21 protein-coding genes and 1 pseudogene are annotated in these 22,016 nt (G+C 72.8%); 13 read left to right on the top strand and 9 right to left on the bottom strand.

The window, feature by feature from the left end; genetic code table 11:
- Positions 1–30: 30 nt before the first annotated feature.
- Positions 31–714 (bottom strand): DUF4389 domain-containing protein, encoded by a 684-nt coding sequence (locus IOD14_RS26180; protein ID WP_123987265.1) that lies wholly within the window; start codon positions 712–714, stop codon positions 31–33.
- Between the two features lie 133 nt (positions 715–847).
- Positions 848–1,720 carry a universal stress protein gene (locus IOD14_RS26175; RefSeq protein WP_212671691.1) on the bottom strand — a complete coding sequence of 291 codons (873 nt, stop codon included), beginning with the start codon at positions 1,718–1,720 and terminating at the stop codon, positions 848–850.
- 265 nt (positions 1,721–1,985) lie between these two features.
- Between IOD14_RS26175 and IOD14_RS26170 the strand changes: the two are divergent.
- From IOD14_RS26170 to IOD14_RS26160, 3 genes and pseudogenes are all read left to right on the top strand, one after another.
- Positions 1,986–2,624 (top strand): annotated as a pseudogene (locus tag IOD14_RS26170) (CBS domain-containing protein); the annotation flags it as partial.
- A 205-nt stretch (positions 2,625–2,829) separates the two neighbouring features.
- The gene (locus tag IOD14_RS26165) at positions 2,830–3,393 is read left to right on the top strand and encodes a hypothetical protein (protein ID WP_249126064.1); all 564 of its coding nucleotides are present in this window, start codon (positions 2,830–2,832) and stop codon (positions 3,391–3,393) included.
- A 161-nt stretch (positions 3,394–3,554) separates the two neighbouring features.
- The gene (locus IOD14_RS26160) at positions 3,555–3,977 is read left to right on the top strand and encodes an Hsp20/alpha crystallin family protein (RefSeq protein ID WP_123987262.1); all 423 of its coding nucleotides are present in this window, start codon (positions 3,555–3,557) and stop codon (positions 3,975–3,977) included.
- A 66-nt stretch (positions 3,978–4,043) separates the two neighbouring features.
- On the opposite strand, the gene IOD14_RS26155 is transcribed toward IOD14_RS26160, so the two are convergent.
- Complete coding sequence (locus tag IOD14_RS26155) at positions 4,044–4,505, bottom strand: OsmC family protein (RefSeq protein WP_212671689.1); 462 nt, start codon at positions 4,503–4,505, stop codon at positions 4,044–4,046.
- A 297-nt stretch (positions 4,506–4,802) separates the two neighbouring features.
- Between IOD14_RS26155 and IOD14_RS26150 the strand changes: the two genes are divergently transcribed.
- Positions 4,803–6,242 (top strand): MBL fold metallo-hydrolase, encoded by a 1,440-nt coding sequence (locus IOD14_RS26150; protein ID WP_212671688.1) that lies wholly within the window; start codon positions 4,803–4,805, stop codon positions 6,240–6,242.
- 133 nt (positions 6,243–6,375) lie between these two features.
- Positions 6,376–6,597, top strand: coding sequence for a hypothetical protein (locus IOD14_RS26145; RefSeq protein WP_123987260.1), 222 nt, complete (start codon positions 6,376–6,378; stop codon positions 6,595–6,597).
- A gap of 456 nt (positions 6,598–7,053) precedes the next feature.
- Here IOD14_RS26145 and IOD14_RS26140 read toward each other — a convergent pair whose 3' ends face one another.
- Positions 7,054–7,275 (bottom strand): hypothetical protein, encoded by a 222-nt coding sequence (locus IOD14_RS26140; protein ID WP_123987258.1) that lies wholly within the window; start codon positions 7,273–7,275, stop codon positions 7,054–7,056.
- Between the two features lie 29 nt (positions 7,276–7,304).
- Entirely contained in the window at positions 7,305–8,021 is a 717-nt protein-coding gene (locus IOD14_RS26135) for a CBS domain-containing protein (protein WP_123987257.1), read from the bottom strand.
- A 228-nt stretch (positions 8,022–8,249) separates the two neighbouring features.
- Between IOD14_RS26135 and IOD14_RS26130 the strand changes: the two genes are divergently transcribed.
- The 8 genes from IOD14_RS26130 (at position 8,250) to IOD14_RS26095 (ending at position 16,340) form a co-directional block, all read left to right on the top strand.
- Positions 8,250–9,122 carry a universal stress protein gene (locus IOD14_RS26130; protein ID WP_212671687.1) on the top strand — a complete coding sequence of 291 codons (873 nt, stop codon included), beginning with the start codon at positions 8,250–8,252 and terminating at the stop codon, positions 9,120–9,122.
- 241 nt (positions 9,123–9,363) lie between these two features.
- Positions 9,364–10,245, top strand: a complete 882-nt coding sequence (locus IOD14_RS26125; RefSeq protein ID WP_123987255.1) for a universal stress protein — start codon at positions 9,364–9,366, stop codon at positions 10,243–10,245.
- A gap of 18 nt (positions 10,246–10,263) precedes the next feature.
- Positions 10,264–10,539 carry an SHOCT domain-containing protein gene (locus IOD14_RS26120; RefSeq protein WP_249126063.1) on the top strand — a complete coding sequence of 92 codons (276 nt, stop codon included), beginning with the start codon at positions 10,264–10,266 and terminating at the stop codon, positions 10,537–10,539.
- 14 nt (positions 10,540–10,553) lie between these two features.
- Entirely contained in the window at positions 10,554–11,531 is a 978-nt protein-coding gene (locus tag IOD14_RS26115) for a nitroreductase family protein (protein ID WP_212671686.1), read from the top strand.
- Positions 11,532–11,684: 153 nt separating this feature from the next.
- Positions 11,685–13,145 carry an amino acid permease gene (locus tag IOD14_RS26110; RefSeq protein WP_123987252.1) on the top strand — a complete coding sequence of 487 codons (1,461 nt, stop codon included), beginning with the start codon at positions 11,685–11,687 and terminating at the stop codon, positions 13,143–13,145.
- Positions 13,146–13,174: 29 nt separating this feature from the next.
- Positions 13,175–14,389, top strand: coding sequence for an arginine deiminase (locus tag IOD14_RS26105; RefSeq protein ID WP_123987251.1), 1,215 nt, complete (start codon positions 13,175–13,177; stop codon positions 14,387–14,389).
- Positions 14,390–14,408: 19 nt separating this feature from the next.
- Complete coding sequence (gene argF, locus IOD14_RS26100; RefSeq protein ID WP_123987250.1) at positions 14,409–15,410, top strand: ornithine carbamoyltransferase; 1,002 nt, start codon at positions 14,409–14,411, stop codon at positions 15,408–15,410.
- A 3-nt stretch (positions 15,411–15,413) separates the two neighbouring features.
- Positions 15,414–16,340 carry a carbamate kinase gene (locus IOD14_RS26095; RefSeq protein WP_123987249.1) on the top strand — a complete coding sequence of 309 codons (927 nt, stop codon included), beginning with the start codon at positions 15,414–15,416 and terminating at the stop codon, positions 16,338–16,340.
- 33 nt (positions 16,341–16,373) lie between these two features.
- Here IOD14_RS26095 and IOD14_RS26090 read toward each other — a convergent pair whose 3' ends face one another.
- Genes IOD14_RS26090 through IOD14_RS26075 form a run of 4 tightly spaced genes read right to left on the bottom strand, consistent with a single transcriptional unit; the run spans position 16,374 to position 22,015 of the window.
- Positions 16,374–17,549 carry an ABC transporter permease gene (locus tag IOD14_RS26090; RefSeq protein WP_212671685.1) on the bottom strand — a complete coding sequence of 392 codons (1,176 nt, stop codon included), beginning with the start codon at positions 17,547–17,549 and terminating at the stop codon, positions 16,374–16,376.
- Complete coding sequence (locus tag IOD14_RS26085) at positions 17,546–18,715, bottom strand: ABC transporter permease (protein WP_123987247.1); 1,170 nt, start codon at positions 18,713–18,715, stop codon at positions 17,546–17,548. Before IOD14_RS26085 ends, IOD14_RS26090 begins: the two co-directional genes overlap by 4 nt.
- 6 nt (positions 18,716–18,721) lie before the next feature.
- Entirely contained in the window at positions 18,722–19,684 is a 963-nt protein-coding gene (locus tag IOD14_RS26080) for an ABC transporter ATP-binding protein (RefSeq protein ID WP_123987246.1), read from the bottom strand.
- Positions 19,685–19,693: 9 nt separating this feature from the next.
- Positions 19,694–22,015 (bottom strand): heavy metal translocating P-type ATPase, encoded by a 2,322-nt coding sequence (locus IOD14_RS26075; RefSeq protein WP_212671684.1) that lies wholly within the window; start codon positions 22,013–22,015, stop codon positions 19,694–19,696.
- Between the last annotated feature and the right edge of the window lies 1 nt (position 22,016).

Raw genomic sequence — 22,016 nt, 5'->3', positions numbered from 1 at the left:
CCCGGTGCCGAACGGCCTGTACAACGGGGCTCATGGGGCAACCGGCGAGGTGTCCCGCGGCCCCGGTCCGGCCGGTTCCGTGCCTCCCATGTCCAGGCGGAACGGCGGGTACTGGTCCGTCATCAGGGCGACGTAGGCGGCGACCCGCAGCACCCAGCGGTTGAGACCGAGCACCAGGTCGAAGATCTGCGTCGGGTACTTCTCGGTGAAGGCCAGGACCACGGCCGCGATCAGCGTCAGCACGGCGATCAGCCCGCCGTCCCACCAGCCCATGCGCAGGCCGCCGAGGAAGAACCCGATGACGATGTAGTGCGGAACGGCCAGCAGCCACCACTTCACCAGCACCAGACCGCGGGAGAGGTGCTCGGGGTAGGCGACGTCCAGCCGCGCCGGATAGTCCGGTTCCTCCTTGAGGCTGAACGGCGGATAGCGGTCCGTGCCGAGGGCGCCGTACGAGTAGTACGCGACCCGCCAGCTCCAGCGCAGCACCCCGAGGTTGAAGTCGAACAGCGGGCGCGGGTAGCGGCCCGTGAACAGGATGGTGAAGAACGCGGCCACGCTCACGAGGGTGAAGCCGATCCACAGGAAGAACAGCACCACGTAGTGGGGAATGACCAGGATCCACTTCACCAGCCACAGCCATCGCGACAACGGTGCGTCGAGCACCGCTTCGACCCGGACCGGCCGGTCCGGTACTCCAGCAAGGGTCGTCATGGTCGATCAGCTCCTTCGCCCCGTGGCGGGACATGCCGACATCACTCCCATGACCAGCGTGAGCGCCGCACGCACGCGGCCGCGAGGGCCGGCCGGGCCCGCCGGCCGGGCCGACGGACCCCAGCCGGACGACCTACGCGGCGACCGGCACCAGGACCACCGGACAGTGCGCGTGGTGGAGCAGAGCGTGGGTCACCGGCCCCAGCTGGAGCCCGAGGCGGCTCTTGCGGCGGTGGGCGGCGATCACGACGAGGTCGGCCGTCACGGACTCCTCCACCAGGGCGCGGGCCGGTGCACCGTGCACCGAGTCGAGGTCCACCGCCACCTCGGGGTGCAGCTCGCGCAGTCGGGCGGTCACGAAGCCGGGCACCGACTCCTCCGTCCGCGCGCGCTGCGAGAAGTCGTCCCGTGTCTCCTCCGTGGGCCTGGGCTGCCGCAGCGTCCAGGCGTGCAGGACGCGCAGTCGTGCCTTGCGCAGGGCTGCCTCCTCGAACGCGAAGGCGGCCGCGGGGGTGTCCGCGTCGCTCTCCACGCCGAGCAGGACCCGGTCGTATCCGAGCGCGGTGCGTGCGACGTCCTGGTCGCCCCGGGCGACGAGCAGCGGGCTCTCGGTGTGGGCGGCGACACGCAGGCTGACCGAGCCGAGCAGCAGCCCGGCGAAGCCGCCGTGTCCGCGGGTGCCCACCACGGTGAGCCGCGCGTGCCGGCCCTGCTCCACCAGCGCGGTGGCGGCGTCGTCCGCGCGGGCTTCGGTCACGACGTCCAGTTCCGGAGCGAGTTCCCGGGCCCGCGTCGCGGCCTGCTCGAGCACGGTGTCGACCGCATCGAAGGGGGCGGACGCGTCGTGTCCCTCCGGAAGCCGTCCGTGCACGATCTCCAGCCGGGCGCCGTGGCGCCGGGCCGCCTCGCTGGCCTGGTCCAGGGCGCGCAGGGAAGAATCGGAGCCGTCCACACCGACGACCACTCGGCTGTTCGGTGTCACCCGCCGTCCGGGCGTGTTCGTCATCTGACGTGTCCCTCCTGCTCGTCGGATCGGGCGTGCCCCCGCCCGTTCGTAGCCTGACGCCCGCGACCGGGTTCCGCACGGGGCCGATCGGCACCGCTTCCACGGACGGCGGTGGGGAGCACGGCTCTCGGGGGACGGCTCGGGACCTTGACAGGGACCGATCGGCCCATGCGCTTCGCGCGCCGACGGCCGAGTCTGGAATCAGGACGCGGTACGCCCGCACGGGGCCGCGGCCGTTCGCACCTCGGCAGCACCGGAGGCCACCATGCACGGCACCCCGCACACCGTCGCAGACGTGATGACCCGCAAGGTCGTCGCCGTGGTGGGCGACACCGCCTTCAAGGACATCGTGAAGGCCATCGGCCGTTGGCACGTGAGCGCCCTGCCCGTCGTCGACGGTGACCACCGGGTCCTGGGCGTGGTGTCCGAGGCGGACCTGCTGCCCAAGGAGGAGTTCCGCGACGGCGACCCCGACCGGTACGCCCGGCTGCGCCGTCTGTCCGACCTGGCCAAGGCCGGCGCGCGAACCGCCGAGGAACTGATGACGGCCCCCGCCGTCACCGTCCGGGCCGACGAGACGCTCGCCCGGGCGGCGCGGATCATGGCGCGCGGCAAGGTCAAGCGGCTTCCGGTGGTGGACGCCGAAGGAGTCCTGGAGGGCATCGTGAGCCGTTCGGACCTGCTCAAGGTGTTCCTGCGGGACGACGAGGACATCGCCAGGGAGGTCCGTGAACAGGTCGTCGCGTTCCTCTTCCCCGATCCCGAGAAGCCGATCCGGGTGGTGGTGCACGACGGCGTCGTGACCCTGACCGGCCGGGTGCGCGACACCTCGATCGTGCCCGTCGCGGCCCGTCTCGTGAGGGCCGTGGAAGGAGTCGTCGATGTGGACTGCGCACTCCTGGGCGCACCCCGCATGCCGGATCTCGGCCCGGATCTCCCCGAGCCGACTGCGTCGGGCGAGGCGGCCGAGGACCGGGCGGTCCGTCGCACGGCCACTCTTCCTGACAGACGTGCCTGGGCGGCCCCTTCGGAGGTGCGTCCGCGCAGGAGACGCTGCGAGAGGAAAGGAGAGGGGGTGCCGGCTCATGGCAGGTACGAGGCGCACGCGTGTGAAGAGGAAGCTGCTGTGGCGGTGGCGGCGCAATCCGCTCCGCCGACGCAGTGACAGGGTGGAGACCTGGATCGTCCTGGTCACCTGGATCGTGGCCCTGGCCGGCGGCCTGCTCGCGGGAGAGGCGGCGGGCTCGGCCATGGAGGACGACCTCACCACCCGGCGAGCAGCCGTGCACTCCGTATCGGCGGTACTCACCGAGAACGCGGACCGCACCCCCGCGGTGACGGCGGACGGCACCGGTGGCACGGTGCGGGCGAAGGTGCGCTGGACGGCCCCCGACGGCTCGACACGCACCGGGGTGACCCGGACCGAACCGGGCCGCACGGCGGGGAGCCCGGTCACCGTGTGGATCGATCGCCGGGGCGATCTGCAGCGCGCACCGCTCACGGCGGGCGAGGCGAGTCTTCAGTCGGCACTGACGGGTGTGCTGGTCGCGGTCGGTACCGGCGCCGTGGCCTTCGGATGCGGCCGGCTGGCCCGGCTGCGGTTGGACCGTCGGCGGATGCGTGACTGGGAGGCGGAGTGGGCGCGCGTCGCCCCGAGCGGCGGAAGGACATGACCGGTGCGGTGACAGGACGTGACCGGTGCGGTGGCAGGGCAAGGGCACGGGCATGACCCGGCGAAAGAGCCGACCGGGTCCCTCGCGGGGCCGGTCGGCTCACGCGTGTACCCGTCCTCGGGCGTGACGCTTGAAGTGTCAGGAGCGAAGAGGAGGGTGACATGAGCGGCATGATCGAGCGGCTCACCGGCTGGCCGGCACTGCCCGACCTGTTCGGCTGGGTCGAGACCGGACTGCCCGCGGCGCACACCGCGCCGGGGACGCACGGTATCCGGATCGAGGAGCGGTTGACGGACGGCGCATACGTCCTGCGTGCGGAGCTGCCGGGCGTCGACCCTGCGAAGGACGTCGAGATCACCGTCACGGAGGGGGTGCTCGTACTGCGCGCGGAGCGGACCGAGGAGACCGAGGACAAGCACCACACCGAGTTCCGCTACGGCACCTTCACCCGTTCCGTCCGGCTGCCGGCCGGAGCCAAGGGCGACGATGCCACGGCGGAGTACAAGGACGGCGTGCTCACCATCACGGTTCCGGTCCCGGAGGCGAAGACGGAGACCAAGACCATTCCCGTGCGGCAGGGCTGAACGCCCCGTCGCGGTGAACGGCGGAAGGACGGGTGCGGCCGGACAGCTGTCCGGCCGCACCCGTGCTCACGTGTCCTCGGTTGCCAGTTCGAACACGACCGCCGGCGGCTGCCGCAGCGTGTTGTGCACGGTGCAGCGGGAGGCGACGGCCAGCAGGGCCGCGTGACGCTGTGCGGACAGCGCGGGCGGAGGCGTGAGCGTGAGGCGGAGGGAGCCGATGCGGGCGGGCGAGTCGGCGGCCATCACGAACTCCGCGCACACCCGCAGCCCACGGCGGGACAGGTTGTGCCGCTGCAGGTAGCGGCCCGCGCAGAAGGCGACGCAGGTGGCCAGGGACGCGGCGAACATCTCGGTGGGGGTGGGCGCGACGTCCGTGCCGCCCGCCGCCACCGGCTGATCGACCAGCAGCCGGTGGCCGCGGATGTCGACGTCGTACGCGTCCGCGTTGACATGGACGACCTCGAGCCGGTGCACGTCCGGCCCGCACGGCGCCATCGGAGTGACGTTCTGTGCCGCTGGGTGTGTCATGGCGGGGCCCTTCTCGACATCGATTGTCCGCGCTCCTCGGTGGACCGTGCGCGTTCTCACTGGACCGTGCGCTTTCAGTGGACCGTGGGCGGGGCGTGGGGGACAGGGGCCGGGCAGACACGTTCGACGGCCGTTCGGTACCGCACACGTGTCCGTGCCCCCGCGGCGGGCGGTGCCGTCCGGACCGGTGCTCGGGCCCCGACGGCCCATGTCAGGGCATGCGCGAGACCGCACGCTGGAGACGAAACGAGCAGGCGGCGAGGCAGAAGAGGGCGCGCCCCGAAGGAGGCAGGTGTCATGACCACCACCGTGGTACCGCGACCGACCGAACCGACGAAGGCCTCGGCCCGGCCCGCCCTGCTGACGTTCCTGGGCGGTGTGGGGACCGTGACCGGCAGCAAGTTCCTGATCGAGAGCGACCGGGCCCGTGTACTCGTCGACTGCGGCCTCTTCCAGGGCATCGCGGAGCTGCGCAGGCGCAACTGGCGCGGACTGCCCTGTGACGCCGCGGACATCGAGGCGGTTGTGGTCACCCACGCCCACCTGGACCACTGCGGCTACCTGCCCAGGCTGGTGCGGCACGGCTTCCGTGGCCGGATCGTGACGACGGAGTACACCGCGAGGCTCATGGAGATCGTGCTGCGCGACAGCGCCAAACTCCAGACGGAGACCGCCCGGCACGCCAACGAACACGGATGGTCCAAACACCGTCCCGCGCAACCGCTGTACGACGACTCGGACGTGGATCGCACTCTGAAGCTGGTGGACGCCGTGCCACCCCGTACGGCCACCACCATCGCCACCGGGACCGGTCTCAGCCTGTACCCGGCCGGGCACATCCTCGGATCGTCCTGGGCCCGGCTCACCCTGGAGGACGGCCATACCCTGGCCGTCAGCGGTGACCTCGGCCGCCCGGGTCACCCGTTGCTCCTCCCGCCGGAGCCCTTCTCCGGAGCCGACGTCCTGCTCATGGAGTCCACGTACGGCAACCGGCGCCACGAGGAGAAGGCCGGCCGCACCCACTTCGCCGACGTACTGACCCGCACGCTCGCCCGGGGCGGCACCGTCGTCATCCCTGCGTTCGCCCTCGACCGCACCGAGATCCTCCTGCACGAACTCGCCGGACTGCGCCGCGAGGGCAGGCTCCCGGCGGGGGTGCCGGTCTACGTCGACAGTCCCATGGCCCTGGCCGCCCTCGACGTCTACCGCGACGCCGTCGCCGCCCGGGCACCCGAACTGCGCCCCGAGGTAACCCTCGCGGGTGCGGCCGCACTCAGCCCCGATCCGTTCCGCGCCGTACGCTCGATCGAGGAATCCGTCGAGCTGAGCCGCTCGGGCGGACCGGCCGTGATCGTGTCGGCTTCCGGCATGGCCACCGGCGGACGGGTCCTGCACCATCTGCGGCACCTGCTGCCCGATCCGCGCAACGCCGTCGTCGTGGTGGGCTTCGCCGCCCAGGGCACCCGGGCACGGGATCTCGTCGACGGTGCCAAGGTGCTCAAGATGTTCGGCGAGTACGTCCCGGTCCGTGCCCTCGTCGCCGACGTGCCGCACTTCTCCGCCCATGCCGACGCCGCGCAGATCATTGACTGGCTGCGCGGCGCCCCTGCCCCGTACGTCACCTATCTGGTGCACGGTGAGCCCGAGGCCGCGGCCGCGCTGCGCGACCGCATCGACCGCTCCCTGGGCTGGACGGCGGCCGTGCCCCGCTCGGGCGAGCGGGTCCTGGTCCGGTGACGTACGCCGTCGGCCCGGTTCAAGGGCCGCTGGGGCCCTGTGGAGGGGCCGGTCGCCTCATGCGCCGGAGGGCACGGGGGAGTTGGCTGGAGACATGAGGACAACGACGCCGATGCGCGAGGGGGAGAGGACCGTGGGTACCAGTCTCACGCCGGAGTTCTGGGAGAGGTTCGTGCTCCTGCTGTTCGCGGCGATGGGCGTGACCATCGTCCTCACCGCGTTCTTCGACGCACTCGCACTGCGGACCGCTCGTCGCCGTGCGCAGATGCCGACGCAACCGCCGACGGCACCGTCGACCGCGCGGGTCCGGCCGCCGTCCAAGGAGACCAGCCGTCGTACGCCCGTGAACCACTGAGAACCCCCGCCGGTCACCGAGCCGCCGGGGCGGCGACGACCGGGGGACCGGGCTTCGGAGGCGGCCCGGTCCCCCGGTCGGCCGTGCGACGTCATCGGTCGGCACTGTCGCCACGGGGATCAGGGGAGGGGCCGAAGACACTCGCGCCCCCGGGACACGGCGGCGGACGGCCGGGGAGGCCGGAACTCGGGCAGGCACGGCGACGACCTCCGCACCGAACCGACACGCGTGCTGAGCTGCCCAGCGCGGCGCAGCGCGGCCCGGGACGCCCCGGAACCGCCGACACGCATCACGCCGCGGTTGCCGCCGTCGGCGTGATGGGCCAGGCGTGATCGGTCAGGGCCGTCTCCCGGGAAATCGCTCCTGCCGGCAAGGCGCTTCGGGAGGCCCGGCAACCGCCAGGGCCGGCCGGCACCGTGTTGGTGTCGGTCGGCCCTGGTACGTGCGGGAACGCGGTCAGGTGCGGTAGTGGCGGTGGTCGTCGCCGTCACCGATGAAGTGCTTCTCGATGACCACCTCGTGCTCACCGGGCCGCCGGATCATGCCCGGCGTCGCCATGAACGCGATCAGGCCCAGGACGCCGCCCGCCATCAGGAGGAAGCCGACGATGAACGAGCTGTACCCGAACACCAGGCAGGCACCCAGTACAGCGGCTCCCAGCAGCAGGAGAGGAACCATGACTGTCTCCAATCGTCAGTGCGCCAGGGTCACAACTTGCGCAGCCAGTCGCCGGCCACGCCGTGCAGGGCCTGCTCGGCCGGCTGGAGCCGGGTGTCGTCGAGCCGGTAGGTGAGGCGGTCGACCACGCCGACGACTCCGTCCACCCGCCCTGTCGTGCGCAGCGCGATGGACTTCTCGCTGCGCCGTTCCAGCTCCCCGGCGAGGGTCACCACACCGTTGCGGACGCGGACGGAGATGTTCTGCGGAGCGAGCCACAGAGTGTTGAGGAGCACCTCCTGCTCCACCGTCCGGCGGATCTCCTCGTCGCTGCGCAGGAAGACCTCCAGGAGATCGCGGCGGGTGACGATGCCGACGAGCCGGTCCTCCTCGTCCACCACGGGCAGCCGTTCGACGCGGTGCCGGGCCATGAGCCGGGCGGCCTCGGGAACGGTGTCGTCGGCCCGCACGGTCACGGCGGGCGCCGACATGAGCCCACCGGCGGTCCGGGCACGACTCTTCGCCTCGGTCCTGCGGACACCGCGGCGCAGACGGCCGAGCCACGAGTGGACCTGTGTGCCCTGGGCCTGCCGGAGCATCAGGTCCGTCTCCGAGATCACCCCGAGGACCTTGTCGTCCTCGTCGACGACCGGCACCCCGCTGATGCGGTGCTCGCCCAGTACCCGGGCGACTTGCTTGAACGGGGTGTCACGGTCGACGGTGACGACGTCCCCGACCATCACAGAGCCGATCTTCGTGGCCTTCATGGTGTGTCCTCCTTCACTGCCTCGATTGCAGCGTCCGGCTCAGGACGGGATCGGCCCAGGGGCTGAGCGGGCAGGTCACCGGGCCGAGTGGCCCTCGTGGGCGGGGCTCGCGCACGGGTGCCCCGGGCAGGGGCCGAACGGCCCCTGGCAGAGTCCGGTCGACGGCGCGACGGTGAGGGTGGAGCCCTGTGCCGCACACCCGTGCGGCGACGAAAGGTGGTGGGGACGATGGAGCTGCCCCTGGTCGTGGGTGTCGACGGATCGGACTCGAGCCTGGTCGCGCTCGACTGGGCGGTGGACGAAGCGGCCCGCCGGGGCCTCGCGCTGCGGCTGGTGTACGCCTCCTTGTGGGAGCGCTACGAGGACGTCGTGCCGTCCACGGCCGTCGACCGTCCGTCCGAGCAAGTGATGGCGGAGAACATCGTGGGCACCGCCGTGGAACGCGTCCGGCGGCGCAATTCCGAGGTGAAGGTGTCCGCGGAGGTGGTTCCCGAGGAAGCCGTCGACGCGCTGTTGCGGGCGGGCCGCGACGCCTGCGCGCTGGTGACGGGTTCGCGTGGACGCGGTGAGCTGAAGGGCCTGCTGCTCGGTTCGGTCGGTCTGACCGTGGCGGCCCGGGCGCACTGCCCGGTGATCGTGGTCCGGGGTGACAAGGCCGGTGTGGAGGGAACACACGAACGGATCGTGCTCGGCGCGGGCGAGCCCGCGTCCGGCGCCGAGGCCGTGCGGTTCGCCTTCCGTGAGGCCGAGGCCCGCGGCGGCGTCCTCGACGTCGTACGCGCCTGGCGCTGCCCCGCGCACGAGGGCGCGGACGAGCCCCGGCTGGCCGAGGACTCGGCGCATCTCCACGAGGAGCGTGCGTCGGCACAGCTCGACGCCCTGCTGCACGACGCTGTGGCCGATCACCCCGGAATCCAGGTGCGCCGTCACACGGTGGAGGGCCCGGCCCGCAAGGTGCTGCTGCACCGCTCCGCCGCGGCGGACCTGGTGATCGTCGGAGCCCGCCGCCGGACCGGTCACTTCGGCCTGCAGCTGGGCCGCGTGGGCCACACGCTCCTGCACCACGCGCAGTGCCCGGTCGCGATCGTGCCGGCCATGTGAACACGGCTGGGGGGCGCACCTGGTCGAGCACCCGCCCCGGCCCGCGCGCCGCGCCGCCCGGACGACACCGGCCTTCCGGGCGGCGGCGCCGCGCCCACGTCCGACACCTGCATCCGTGCTCACCGAGCGCGCCTGGGGCCGGACGGCCCCCCGGACAGCCCCGGGCAGCCCATACCGGCCGGCGGCGCCGGGCGCGAGGCTGGCCGTACGAGGCAGTCCGAGTAGGGGTGAGGTGTACGTGATGCTCGCGCCGGTGATCGCAGGGGTGGACGGGTCCGCCGAGAGCCTCGCCGCGGCCGAATGGGCCGTGCGCGAGGCGGAGCGCCGTGGCCGGAGGCTGCGGCTGGTGCACGCCTGGGAGCGGGGACCGCGTCCCGGCGGGGAAGCGTCGGCGGGCGCGGTGCAGCGCCACTTGGCACGGCGCGTGCTGCGACAGGCGGAGGACCGGGTCCGTGCGGCGAGCCCCGGCACGCGCCTCGACGACGAGCAGACACAGGGCCCGGCCACCGAGGTGCTGCTGCACGCGGCCGAGCAGGCGGAACTGCTGGTGCTGGGCTCGCGCGGACTGAGCGGCTTCACGGGCTTCCTCGTGGGATCCGTGGCGCTGGGCGTCATCGCGAAGGCCGAACGCCCCGTGGTGCTGGTCCGGGCCGGGGAGGAGGCCACGGACGAGCACCTGCCCGCGCCGGACGGCAGCCCTTCCACGCGCACCGGCTGTCGCGACGTGGTGCTCGGTGTCGACGTCGCCGACCCGAGCGACGAGGTGATCGAGTTCGCCTTCGAGGAGGCCGGGCTGCGCGGCGCCCGGCTGCGGGTGGTCCACGCCCGGCAGGCCGGGGTACCGCTGGGTCCGCTACCGCACGGGTCCACCGCGGACGCCTCGCGCGAACTGCTCGACGACCTGCTGAGCGTGTGGCGGGAGAAGTACCCCGACGTCGAGGTCCTGGCGACCGTCTCCACCGGCCGGGCACAGTCCGTGCTGGTGCGCGCCGCGTCCGGTGCCTCCCTCCTCGTCGTCGGTCACCGGCTCGCCGACAGGACCGTGGGACCCCGCACCGGTCCCGTCACCCACGGGGTCGTCCACCACGTCGACTGTCCGGTCGCCGTGGTCCCTCACCCCTGAGGACCCGACAGCGAGGGAGTGACCACCGTGTACTGGAACCACCACGACATGACCGGCTGGGACTGGTTCGCCACCTCGGTCGGCGCGGCCCTGTTCTGGGCCCTGCTCATCACCGTCGGCGTGCTGCTGTACCGATCCCTGACGCGTGCTCCGCAGCCACCGCGCACCCATCTCCCACCGTCCCCCGAGCAGCTGCTCGCCGAGCGCTTCGCCCGGGGCGAGATCGACGAGGAGGAGTACCGGCGTCGTCTGTCCGTGCTGCGCTCCGACGACGCCGGTCTGACCAAACCCTGAGGGAGGTGTGCCGCATGCAGGCGCGTCCCTTCGACGAGAGGACCGTCACGGAGCTTGTCACGGCCGCGACGGCCGCCCCCTCGCTCCACAACGCCCAGCCCTGGCACTTTCGTTGGCGCTCCGCCGCAGGCCTCCTCGAACTGCGTGCCGACCTCGGCCGCACGATGCCCCGCACCGACCCCGACCACCGCGCCCTGCACCTCGGCTGCGGCGCGGCCCTGTTCAACCTGCGCGTCGCCGCGGCGCACCGGGGCCTGGACACCGACACCCTGCTGCTGCCCGATCCTTCCGACCCGTACCTGTTGGCCACCGTCCGGATCGGCGACACCGGCCCGCCCGACCGCGCGGCGTCCGCGCTGTTCCCGGCGGTCGAGCGGCGCCACACCAGCCGACACCCGTTCGCCGACCGGCCGGTACCGGCCGACGTCCAGCAGGCGCTGCGGGCCGCCGCCGCCCAGGAGGGCGCACAGCTCCTCTTCCCCCGCGCCTGGCACCTGGAGGCCCTGCTCGATCACGTTCGGGACGCCGAGGGACGCGACACCCTGGACCCCGAGCGCCTGGAGGACGTGGAGCGGTGGACGCACCGGGGCCCGCGGGCCGGCGACGGAATCCCGGAACACGCCTTCGGACCGCGCGTGCGCTCCGGCCGGGCCCCGGTCCGGGACTTCGCCGGGCGGCGCAACGTTCCCGGCCGGGCGGCGGCGGCTTTCGAGACCACTCCGAACCTCGCGCTCCTGGGCACCGGCCAGGACCACCGCGCCGACTGGCTGCGGGCAGGGCAGGCGCTGGAGCGGGTCCTGCTGCTGGCCACCCTGAACGGACTGGCCACGGCCCTGAGTTCCCACGCCCTGGAGGAGCGCGACCTGCGCGAACTGGCCCGGGACCCCACCTCCGGCATGGGTTTCGTGCACATGGTGCTGCGCCTCGGCTACGGCACCCCAGGTACCGCGTCGCCCCGCCGGCCCGTCACCGAGGTGCTCGACCTGCTCTGAGCGGTGCCGTGGGCCGAGTGGGCGGGCCGGACCAGGACCAATGGCCCGGGAACGGGACCTGTGGCCGCTCACCGGGGAGGACGTGGCGGAGAAGGATCGAAGCAGGAGGGAACTTCCGCAGCTTCGAGCACTTCGAACACAAGGAGTACAGCCATGTCCAGGTCGGCGAGGGGCGGGGCAAGGCCCGCTCCCAGAGCGCAACTCGGCCTGCCCGCCGCGTCCGCGCTGGTCATCGGCAGCATCATCGGAACCGGCGTCTTCGCCCTGCCGTCGGCGCTCGCACCCTACGGGCCGATCGCCCTCGTGGCGTTCGTCGTGGTCACGCTCGGCGCGCTCGCCCTGGCCGTCACGTTCGGGGCACTGTCGCGGCGCGTCCCGGCGAGCGGCGGCCCCTACGTGTACGCCCGCGAGGCCTTCGGCGAGTTCACCGGGTTCCTCAACGCGTGGTCGTACTGGATCACCGCCTGGGCCGGCAACGCCGCGATCGTGGTGGCCTGGGTCGGCTATGTCGAGGTCTTCGTCAACACCGGGCACCGGACCGGGATCTCGATACTCATCGCGCTCGTCGGCCTGTGGATCCCGGCCGCGGTCAACCTCAGCGGGGTCCGCAACACCGGCGCCTTCCAGGTGATCACCACCGTGCTGAAGTTCGTGCCGCTGATCCTGATGGCCACGGTCGGTCTGCTGTTCATCGACCCGGACAACTTCGGCGCCTTCAACGCCAGTGACCAGTCGGCGCTCGGCGCGATCTCGGCGGCCGGGGCCATCGCCCTGTTCAGCTACCTCGGTCTGGAGGCCGCCTCCGTGGTCGCCGGCCGGGTCCGTGATCCCGAGCGCAACGTGCCGCGTGCCACCGTGTACGGCACGCTCGCCTGCGCCGTGATCTACCTCCTCGGCACCCTCGCGGTGTTCGGCACCGTCTCGCACGGTGAACTCGGCGCCTCCACCGCGCCGTTCACCGACGCCGCCAACAACATCGTGGGCGGCACCTGGGCGGGCGACGCCGTCGCCGTGGCCGCCATCATCTCCGGCATCGGCGCCCTGAACGGCTGGACCATGCTGTGCGCGGAGATGCCGTACGCCGCCGCCCGCGACGGACTCTTCCCCGGAGCCTTCGCGAAGCTGCGCGGCCCGAGCGGGGTCCCCGTCTTCGGGATCGTCGCCTCGACCGTGCTCGCCTCGCTGATCACCGTGTTCAGCTACACCCGGTTCGAGGACGTCTTCACCCGGATCGTGCTGCTGAGCGTGCTCACCGCCGTGATCCCCTATCTGTTCTCGGCCGCCGCCCAGCTGTACTGGCTGCTGGCCCGGGGCCGGGACAGCCTGAGCACGCGCCGCCTCGCCCGGGACGGGACGGTCGCCGCGCTCGCGATGGCGTTCTCGTACTGGTCGATCCAGGGCAGCGGCTACCAGACCGTCTACTACGGCCTGTTCGTGCTGCTGCTCGGCCTGCCGGTCTACATCTGGCTGGGCCGCGAGCGCGGTGAGCACGGTGTCGAGGTGCCCGACGGGCCGGAGGTCCCGCGGACCCGGGCGCCCGAGACACCGCCACCCGTCACCCGGATCCCGCGGTCCCGCCGCCCGCGCAGGAGCTTCCTGCGCCACCACGACTGATCCTTCCGACGGCCTTGGGAAGGCACACCATGAACCGCTTCCACGTCGATTCCGAGGTCGGCCGGCTCCGCCAGGTGATCCTGCACCGACCGGGACTCGAACTGTCCCGGCTGACCCCGCGCAACGTCGACGCGCTCCTCTTCGACGACATCCTGTGGGCCAAGCGGGCCCGTGAGGAGCACGACGCCTTCGCCCAGGTACTGCGCGACCACGGGGCCCGGGTGCACTACTTCGCCGACCTGCTGGCCCAGACCCTGGACGTCCCGGGCGCCCGCGACTGGCTGCTCGAACGGGTCGTGACCCCGGCCACCGTCGGCCCGGCGCTGATCGATCCCGTACGGCAGCTCTGCGCGGAGCTGGACGGGGAGACACTCGCCGAGTACCTGATCGGCGGGATCCTCAAGAGCGACCTGAGCATCGCCACCCCGCACAGTCTGGTGTGGAGCGCCCTGGACACGGACGACTTCGCACTCACCCCGCTGCCCAACCACCTCTTCCCGCGCGACAACTCCTGCTGGGTGTACGACCGGTTGTCGGTCAACCCCATGGCCATGCCCGCCCGCAGGCGGGAGAGCCTGCACGCCCAGGCCGTCTATCGGTTCCATCCGATGTTCGCCGCCTTCGCGACCCCACCGCTCCTGGAGGGCCCGGTCGGAACCCTCGAGGGCGGCGACGTCCATGTCCTCGGCAACGGCGCCGTCATGGTCGGCATGGGGGAGCGGACCACCGCACAGGCCGTGGAGAATCTGGCGTCCCGGCTCTTCGCCACAGGCACGGCACAGCGGCTGATCGCGGTCCAACTGCCCCCGGCGCGGGCGTACATGCACCTCGACACCGTGCTGACGATGGTCGACCGGGACGCCTTCACCATCTACCCGGGGCTCGCCGACTCGCTGCGCTCCTGGACGCTCACGCCCAGCGCCGCCCGCACGACGGGCTTCGACGTCACGCCCGACTTCGACCTGGCCACCGCGCTGGCCGAGGCCCTCGACCTGGACAAGGTGCGCATGCTCTCGGCACCTCAGGACATCCGGGGCGCCGAGCGGGAGCAGTGGGACGACGGCAGCAACTTCCTCGCTGTCGCCCCCGGCGTGATCGTCGGCTACGAACGCAACGTCACCACCAACACCCATCTGCGCAAACAGGGCATCGAGATCGTCACCATCGCCGGCGCCGAACTCGGCCGCGGCCGTGGCGGTCCGCGCTGCATGAGCTGCCCGATCGAACGCGACGCGGTCGACTGACCGAGCGGAGGGGACCACCATGACCGTCGACCTGCGAGGCCGCTCCTACCTGAGCGAACTCGACTTCACCGCCCGGGAGATCCACCACCTCCTCGACCTCGCCGCCCAGCTCAAGGCGGACCGGCGGGCGGGCACCGAGACACCCCGGCTCACCGGCCGGCACCTCGCGCTGATCTTCGAGAAGACGTCCACCCGCACACGCTGCGCCTTCGAGCGGGCCGCCGCCGACCAGGGCGCCGCCACCACCTACCTGGGCCCCGGCGACACCCACATCGGCGTCAAGGAGTCCATCGCCGACACCGCCCGCGTACTCGGCCGGATGTTCGACGCGATCGAGTACCGCGGCTCCGCGCACACGCGCGTCACCGAACTCGCCGCCCACGCCGGCGTGCCCGTCTACAACGGCCTGACCGACACGGCACATCCCACCCAGAGCCTGTGCGACGTGCTCACCATGCGCGAGCACAGCCGCAGACCGCTGACGGACATCGCCTACTGCTACCTGGGGGACGCACGCAACAACATGGGCAACTCCCTGCTGGCGATGGGTGCCCTGCTCGGCATGGACGTACGCATCGCCGCGCCGCCCCCGCTGTGGCCCGACCCCGCGCTGGTCGCCGACTGCCGTGCCCTCGCCGAGCACAGCGGAGCCCGGATCACCGTCACCGACGACGTCGAGACCGCCGTCCGGGGCGCCGACTTCCTGCACACCGACGTCTGGGTGTCGATGGGCGAACCCGCCGAGGCCTGGGGCGAACGCATAGAACTGCTGCTGCCGTACCAGGTCAACGACAAGACCCTGGCGCTCACCGGCAACCCGGACGTCCGGTTCATGCACTGCCTGCCGGCCCTCCACGACTGCGGCACCCGTCTCGGCAGGGACGTACTGCACAACTACGGCCTGGACGCGCTGGAAGTCACCGACGCCGTCTTCTCCTCGCCCGCCTCGATCGTCTTCGACCAGGCCGAGAACCGGCTGCACACCATCAAGGCCGTTCTCGTCGCCACCCTGGAGGACTGACCCATGCGCATCGTCGTCGCCCTCGGCGGCAACGCCCTGCTCCACCGTGGCGAACGCCCCGACGCGGACGTCCAGATCGCCAACATCGACCGGGTGGCCACGGCGATCGCCGCCCTCGCCATCGACCACGAGGTCGTCCTCACCCACGGCAACGGCCCCCAGATCGGCCTGCTCGCCATGGAGAGCGCCACCGACCCGGCCCTCAGCGCCCCCTATCCGCTCGACCTCCTCGGCGCCCAGACCCAGGGCATGATCGGCTCCCTGCTGCTGCGCGCCCTGTACGACACCCTGCCCGGGCATCGCATCGCCGCGCTCGTCACCCACACCGTGGTCCGGGCCGACGACCCGGCTTTCCTGCGGCCCACGAAGTTCGTCGGTCAGGTGTATCCGCGGGACGCGGCCGACCGCCTCGCGCGCAGGTACGGCTGGCGCATCGCCGAGGACACCACCGGCTGGCGGCGCGTGGTCGCCTCGCCGTCGCCCGAGCGGATCGTGGAGACGGAGACCGTCCACGAGCTGCTGTCCGGCGGCACGCTCGTCATCTGCGCCGGCGGTGGCGGCGTGCCGGTGGTCGCGGACCCCGACACCGGGGCCCTCACCGGGGCGGAGGCCGTCGTCGACAAGGACCTCACGGCCGCCCTGCTCGCCGAGGACCTCAAGGCGGACTTCCTGCTCGTCCTCACCGACGTGCCGCACGTCTACGCCGACTACGGCACCCCGCAGCAGCGGCCGCTGCACGACGCGACTCCCACCACCCTGCGCCGCGGCCACTTCGCGGCCGGTTCCATGGGCCCCAAGACCGAAGCCGCCGCCCGGTTCGTCGAACGCACCGGAGGCCTGGCCGCGATCGGTGCTCTGGACGCCGCCTACGAGATGCTGCACGGCCGCGCGGGCACCCTGGTCCGCCCGGACCTCCCCGTCGCCGGATGAGTCCGTCGCCGCGGGAGCGGACCGAGGCGGCGGTCACATCCCGGAGCCGACGGTCAGACGGTGCCGCAGGGCCAGGGACGCGCCGGTGAGGAGCACGGCGGCGAATCCCGCGAGGACGGCCAGTTCCTGCGCGATCCCCGAGAGGCCCGCGTCCCGGGACAGCAGGGCCGTCCACGCGTCGACGGCCCAGGCATGAGGCACGGCGTGCCCGGCAGCGCTCAGCCAGTCCGGCACGAGAGCCAGGGGCCACATGCAGCCGCCGAGCATGCCCATCCCGATCCCGAGCGCCGGCCCGAGGGCATGGACCTGCTCCGGTGTGCGGAACACCGCCCCGGCCAGGATCCCGGTCCCGGTACCGACCAGCGCCCACACGCCCACCAGGACGGCGGCGGCCACCGGATCGCCCCAGGCCACGTCGAAGGCCAGGGCCCCGATTCCCACGATCAGGGCCGACTGCAACAGGGCCAGCAGGAGGTAGGCCACCGTCTCGCCGGTCACCAGCGTGCGCGCGGAGACCGGTGCCGCGAGCGCCCGCGCGTACACCCCGGTGCGCCGCGTCTCCACGATGGCCGCACCGCCCGCCAGGGCGTTGATGAACACGAACAGCACGAGCATGGTGGGGGTGCTGTAGCTGTATCCGAGGGGCAGGTAGTCGCTGTGACCGTCGACCGTCTCGGTGCGCACGGCGATGGGGGCGGCGACCCGTTCGGCACCGCGCGCGAGCCCGAGGCCGTGGTCGAAGTCGCCGCCGGTCTCGTCGACGGCGAAGCGGGCGGCCTGCAGTCGTGCCGCGTGCTCGGCCACCACGGCGGACACCGAGGACACCGCCCCGTGTCCCGCGCTCCCCGAAGGCTCCACCAGAACCCGTACGGTGACGGGACGCCCCGCCCGTACGTCGGTGTCGAGACCGGTCGGCAGCACGACCACCGCGTCGAGCTCCACCCGCCGCAGAGCGGTGCGCGCGTCCTGGCCGGTGGCGTAGGTACTGACCCGCAGACCGGGAGCCTCCTTAAGCTCCGACGCCAACTCCCGTGCCACAGGGCCCGCTTGAGGGGCCGCTACGAGTCCCACCCGGAACTGGTCGAATCCGCTGACGGTCACACCGATGACGACGATGATGGCGACCGGGAGCAGCACCATGAAGAACAGCGCCGTGCGGTCGCGCAGCACCCGGGTCAGGGTGGCCCGGGTCACGGCGAGCGCGGTCATGTCGTCCTCCTCAGTCGAAGCAGCAGCACGGTCACCACGGCCACGGCCGCGGAGAACGCGGCGATGCCCAGCAGCGGGGCGCCGACCGCGTCCCAGCCGCGCACCCCGGTGCCCAGGTCGGTGAACCCGCGCAGCGCCCAGCCGTTGGGGGTGAACAGCGCGAGCCGGCGGATCGTCGGCGTGGTGCCGGAGGCGAAGACGAAGTTGCCGCCGAGCAGCACGAGCGCGAACACGAGGACCGACGAGAGGCCCTGCGCCTGCTGTTCGGTCCGCACCAGCGCGATGACCAGCGCCGTCAGGGTCACCACGCACACCGCCAGGGCCACGCTGAGGGCGGCCACGCCGACCGGGTCGGCCCAGCGGGCGTCGAACACGAGCCACGACACGAGCGTCACGGTGGTGAGGGAGGCCAGGCTGTAGACGAACGTCGACACCGACTTGCCGAGCAGCAGCGCACCCCGCCCGACCGGTGCCGCGGCGATCCGGTCGAGGGTGCCCTGCTGCTGCTCGACGAAGTAGCCGCGAGCTCCGAAGCCGACCGTGAACAGCACGAAGAACATGCCCATGCTCGGCCCGAAGTAGCTGATCACCTTCAGCGGGTCGTCGGGCAGCCCCTGGGCCCGCACCTGTTCCGGAAGACGCAGGACGGCGGCCCGGGCGGCGAGTCGAGGCACGTCCGCCCGGGGCGCGCCCGCGGCCACCGCGGTGGCGACAGACAGCCGGTCGGCGTTGACCTGGGCGACATAGGACTCGGTGACCGCCCGCGCGAGCTGGGCCTGAAGGCCGTAGTCGACACTGTCGAGGATCCGCACCGGAGTCGAGCCGCCGCCGTTCAGCGCCTCGGTGAAGCCCGCGGGCACGACGATCGCGACGTGCACGTCGCCCGCGTCGACGGCGCGCCGGGCGTCGCTCTCGGCGCCGTAGGACCGTGTGCGCACGGTGCCTTCGAGCTCCGGGCTCCGAAGGACCTGGGTCAGTCCGGTGGCGGCCGTGCCGCGGTCCAGGTCCACGACGCCGATGTCCGCGCGGAAGTCCTCGTTGTTGGTGAACGCCAGGGCCATCAGGGCGGTGATCAGCACCGGTGCCAGGAACACGATCACCCAGGCCGACCGGTCGCGCAGGCGTTGGCGCAGGTCCTTGGCCGCGATGGCGAGTACGACACGCACGGCGGCTCACTCCCTCAGCGCGGTGCCGGTCAGGTGGAGGAAGACCGCCTCCAGGTCGGGTTCGTCGATCTCCACGCTGCGGATGCCGACCCCCTGCTCGTGGGCGAGATCCAGCAGATCGGGCAGCAGACTGCGGGCGTCCTTGACGACCAGTTCCACCACCTCGTCGCAGGTGCGGGCCGCGCCCTCGACCCGGGGAAGACCGCGACACGCCTCGGCGTACGCCGCAAGGTCACCGACGGCGGTCAGCCGCACCCGGTCGCGCTCGGCCACCAGCGCCACCAGCTCGCGGGGGCTGCCCTCGGCCACGAGGCGGCCGCGGTCGATGATGCCGACCCGGTCGCACAGGCGCTCGGCCTCCTCCATGTAGTGAGTGGTGTAGAGGACGGCCATGCCCTCCTCCCCGAAGCGGGTCACGCTTTCGAGGATGGCGTGCCGGCTCTGCGGGTCCACTCCCACCGTGGGCTCGTCCAGCACCAGCAGGGTCGGTGAATGCACCAGCCCCGCACCGATGTTGAGACGCCGGCGCATACCGCCGGACAGCGAGTCCACGCGGTCCCCGGCGCGGTCGCGCAGTTCGACGAGTGCGAGCACCTCGTCGACCCGGCGGTCCAGCCTGCGGCGCGGGAGCCGGTACAGCCGTCCGAAGAAGCGCAGGTTCTCGCGGACACTGAGATCCGGGTAGAGGGCGACGTCCTGAGGGACGAATCCGATCAGCTGCTTGGCGGGACCTGCCGCGGTGCTCACCGGCCGTCCGGCCACATGCACCTGTCCGGCGTCGGGCCGCAGCAGTCCGCAGACCATCCGGATCGTGGTCGTCTTGCCCGCTCCGTTCGGACCCAGCAGTCCGTAGGTCTCGCCGGGCGCGATGCCCAGGCTCACGTCGTCCACGGCGGTTCGATCGCCGAAGTGCCGGACGAGGTGGGCGCAGTCGAGGACGGTGTCGGTACTGCCCGCAGGGGCGTTCATGGCGTCACCTCATGGCGCGAGTGAGAAGTAGTTCTCTTCTTCCTGGGTGAAGTGCAGGCGCAGCACCGTGTGCAGCCCGTACAGGCAGGCGCGCAGGTCGTCGAGCTGCTCCGGGGCCGGTTCGCCGTCCGGCCCGGAGAGCGCGAGGTGGGTGGCGATCCGGCGGGCGAGGCGGTCGATCTCGGCGTGCGCGCGGCTCATGGTGGCGGTCGCCTCGGGACCACCGAGGGTCGGGGCGAGCGCCGGATACAGCTCGTGCTCCTCGGCGTACTCGTGCGGCAGCAGCCGCTCGGTGAGCAGCCGGTGCACCTCGGCCACCGCCGCGAGGGCGTCCGGCCCGCAGCCGTCGGCCAGCTGGTCGGCGGCGTCCCGTACGGCGTCGAGGACGTCCCGCAGGTCGTCGTGCTCCGCCGCGAAGCGGTGGATGAGAGCCTCCGTCGCGGGAGGCAGGGACGGCCTGCCGGCCCGGTCGTCGCGCAGGACGCGCAGCGCGTTGAGGATCACCGCCACGTCGATGCCCTCCTGAAGCAGCGCACCCAGGGCCGGCGGCAGCAGTCCGCACGCGGCCGCGGCCATCGCGGCCAGCGACAGTGCCATGCCGCCGAGCGCGCTCTGCACGGCGATGCGCCGGGACCGCACGGCGATGGCGACGGCGTCGGCCAGGCGGTCCACCCGGTCGGTGGTCAGGACGACGTCGGCGGCCTCGGAGGAAGCCGTGGCCCCTCGGGCGCCCATCGCCACCCCGATGTCCGCGGCCGCGAGGGCGGGCGCGTCGTTGACACCGTCGCCGACCATCACGGTGACCGCCCGCTCGCGCTCGGCGCGTACCGCTGCCACCTTGTCGGCCGGAGTGAGACCGGCACGCACGCCGTCCAGGCCGAGAACGGCACCGACCTCGCGCGCGGGCTCACGACGGTCGCCGGTGAGCATCACCAGCCGGTCGATGCCCGCCGCGCGCAGGCGGCGCAGGGTGCGGGACGCGTCAGGGCGGAGCGGATCGCGCAGCAGGACGGCGCCGACGGGCACGGTGTCCACCGTCAGCCAGGCGACGGACGCCCCGTCGAGCACTGCCCTGTTGTCCACCGAGCGGGCCCAGGCCGGCTGCTCGGCACCGTCGGCGAGACGGCCGACGCCCATCCGGCGTCCGGCGACGGTGCCGACGGCACCGCGGCCCGGTTCCTCGGACACGTCGTCCGGCACCGACAGCCGCAGCCCGCGCCGTCGGGCCTCCTCCACCACGGCCTGGGCGAGGACGTGCGGCGAGTACTGGTCGAGGGAGGCCGCCAGCCGCAGCACCTGGGCCGACTGCCAGCCTGGCGCGGCGACCACGTCGAGCACGCGCGGTCGGCCGCCGGTGAGGGTGCCCGTCTTGTCGAGCAGCAGGGTCCGGGCACGGCCGAGGTTCTCCAGCGCCCCTCCGTCACGGATGACGACCCCGAGGCGGGAGGCGCGTGACAGACCCGAGACGACGGCGACCGGAGCAGCCAGGAGCAACGGACAGGGCGTGGCGACCACCAGGACCGCCACGGCCCGGACGGCGGAACCGCTGAACAGCCAGGCCAGGCCCGCGGCCGCGACCGAGAGCGGCAGGAACCAGGCCGCGTAACGGTCGGCCAGCCGCACCACGGGAGCCGACTGCGCACCCGCCTCCCGGGCCAGCCGCACGATCCCCGCGTAGGTGCTGTCCTGCTCGCGGGCGGTGGCGCGCAGTTCGAAGGCGCCGCCCGCGTTGACCACCCCGCTGCGCACCGGCTCGCCCTGGGCGCGCCGCACCCCGAGGGATTCGCCGGTCAGCGCGGACTCGTCCAGGACGGCCGCCTCTCCCACCACCAGGCCGTCCACGGGCACCACTTCACCCGGCCCCACGACCAGCAGATCACCGGCGTCGACCTCGGCCGACGGCACGGTACGCACCTCGTCGCCGGTGCGCAGTCGGGCGGTGCGGGGCGCGCGTTCCAGCAGCGCGCGCAGATCGCGCGAGGCCCGCCGCTGCGCCGCCGACTCGAGGGTGCGGCCCGTGGCGAGCATCAGCGCGATGAGCGCGCCCGCCAGGTACTCGCGCACGGCGAGCGTGCCCCCCAGAGCCAGCACCGCGATCAGGTCCACGCCCGCGTGGCCGCGCCGCAGGGCGTCCAGCACCCAGCCGACGGCCGGGACGACGGCGACCGCCGTGCCCAGACCCCAGAAGAGATCGGCCAGTTCGGCGGCGCCGACGAGCCGGCACACGCCCCCCGCGGCGAGCGCGACCGCCGTGACGGCGAGCAGGCCGCTCTCCAGCCCCGGTGGCGGGAGAAGCCGGCGCAGCGGATTCCTCGGAACGGCAGGGCCCATG

It is taken from the genome of Streptomyces sp. A2-16, assembly GCF_018128905.1.
Classification (GTDB): Bacteria; Actinomycetota; Actinomycetes; order Streptomycetales; family Streptomycetaceae; genus Streptomyces.
Note: the sequence above shows the minus strand (reverse complement) of the source record. Positions and strands in the feature narration are given on the sequence as shown.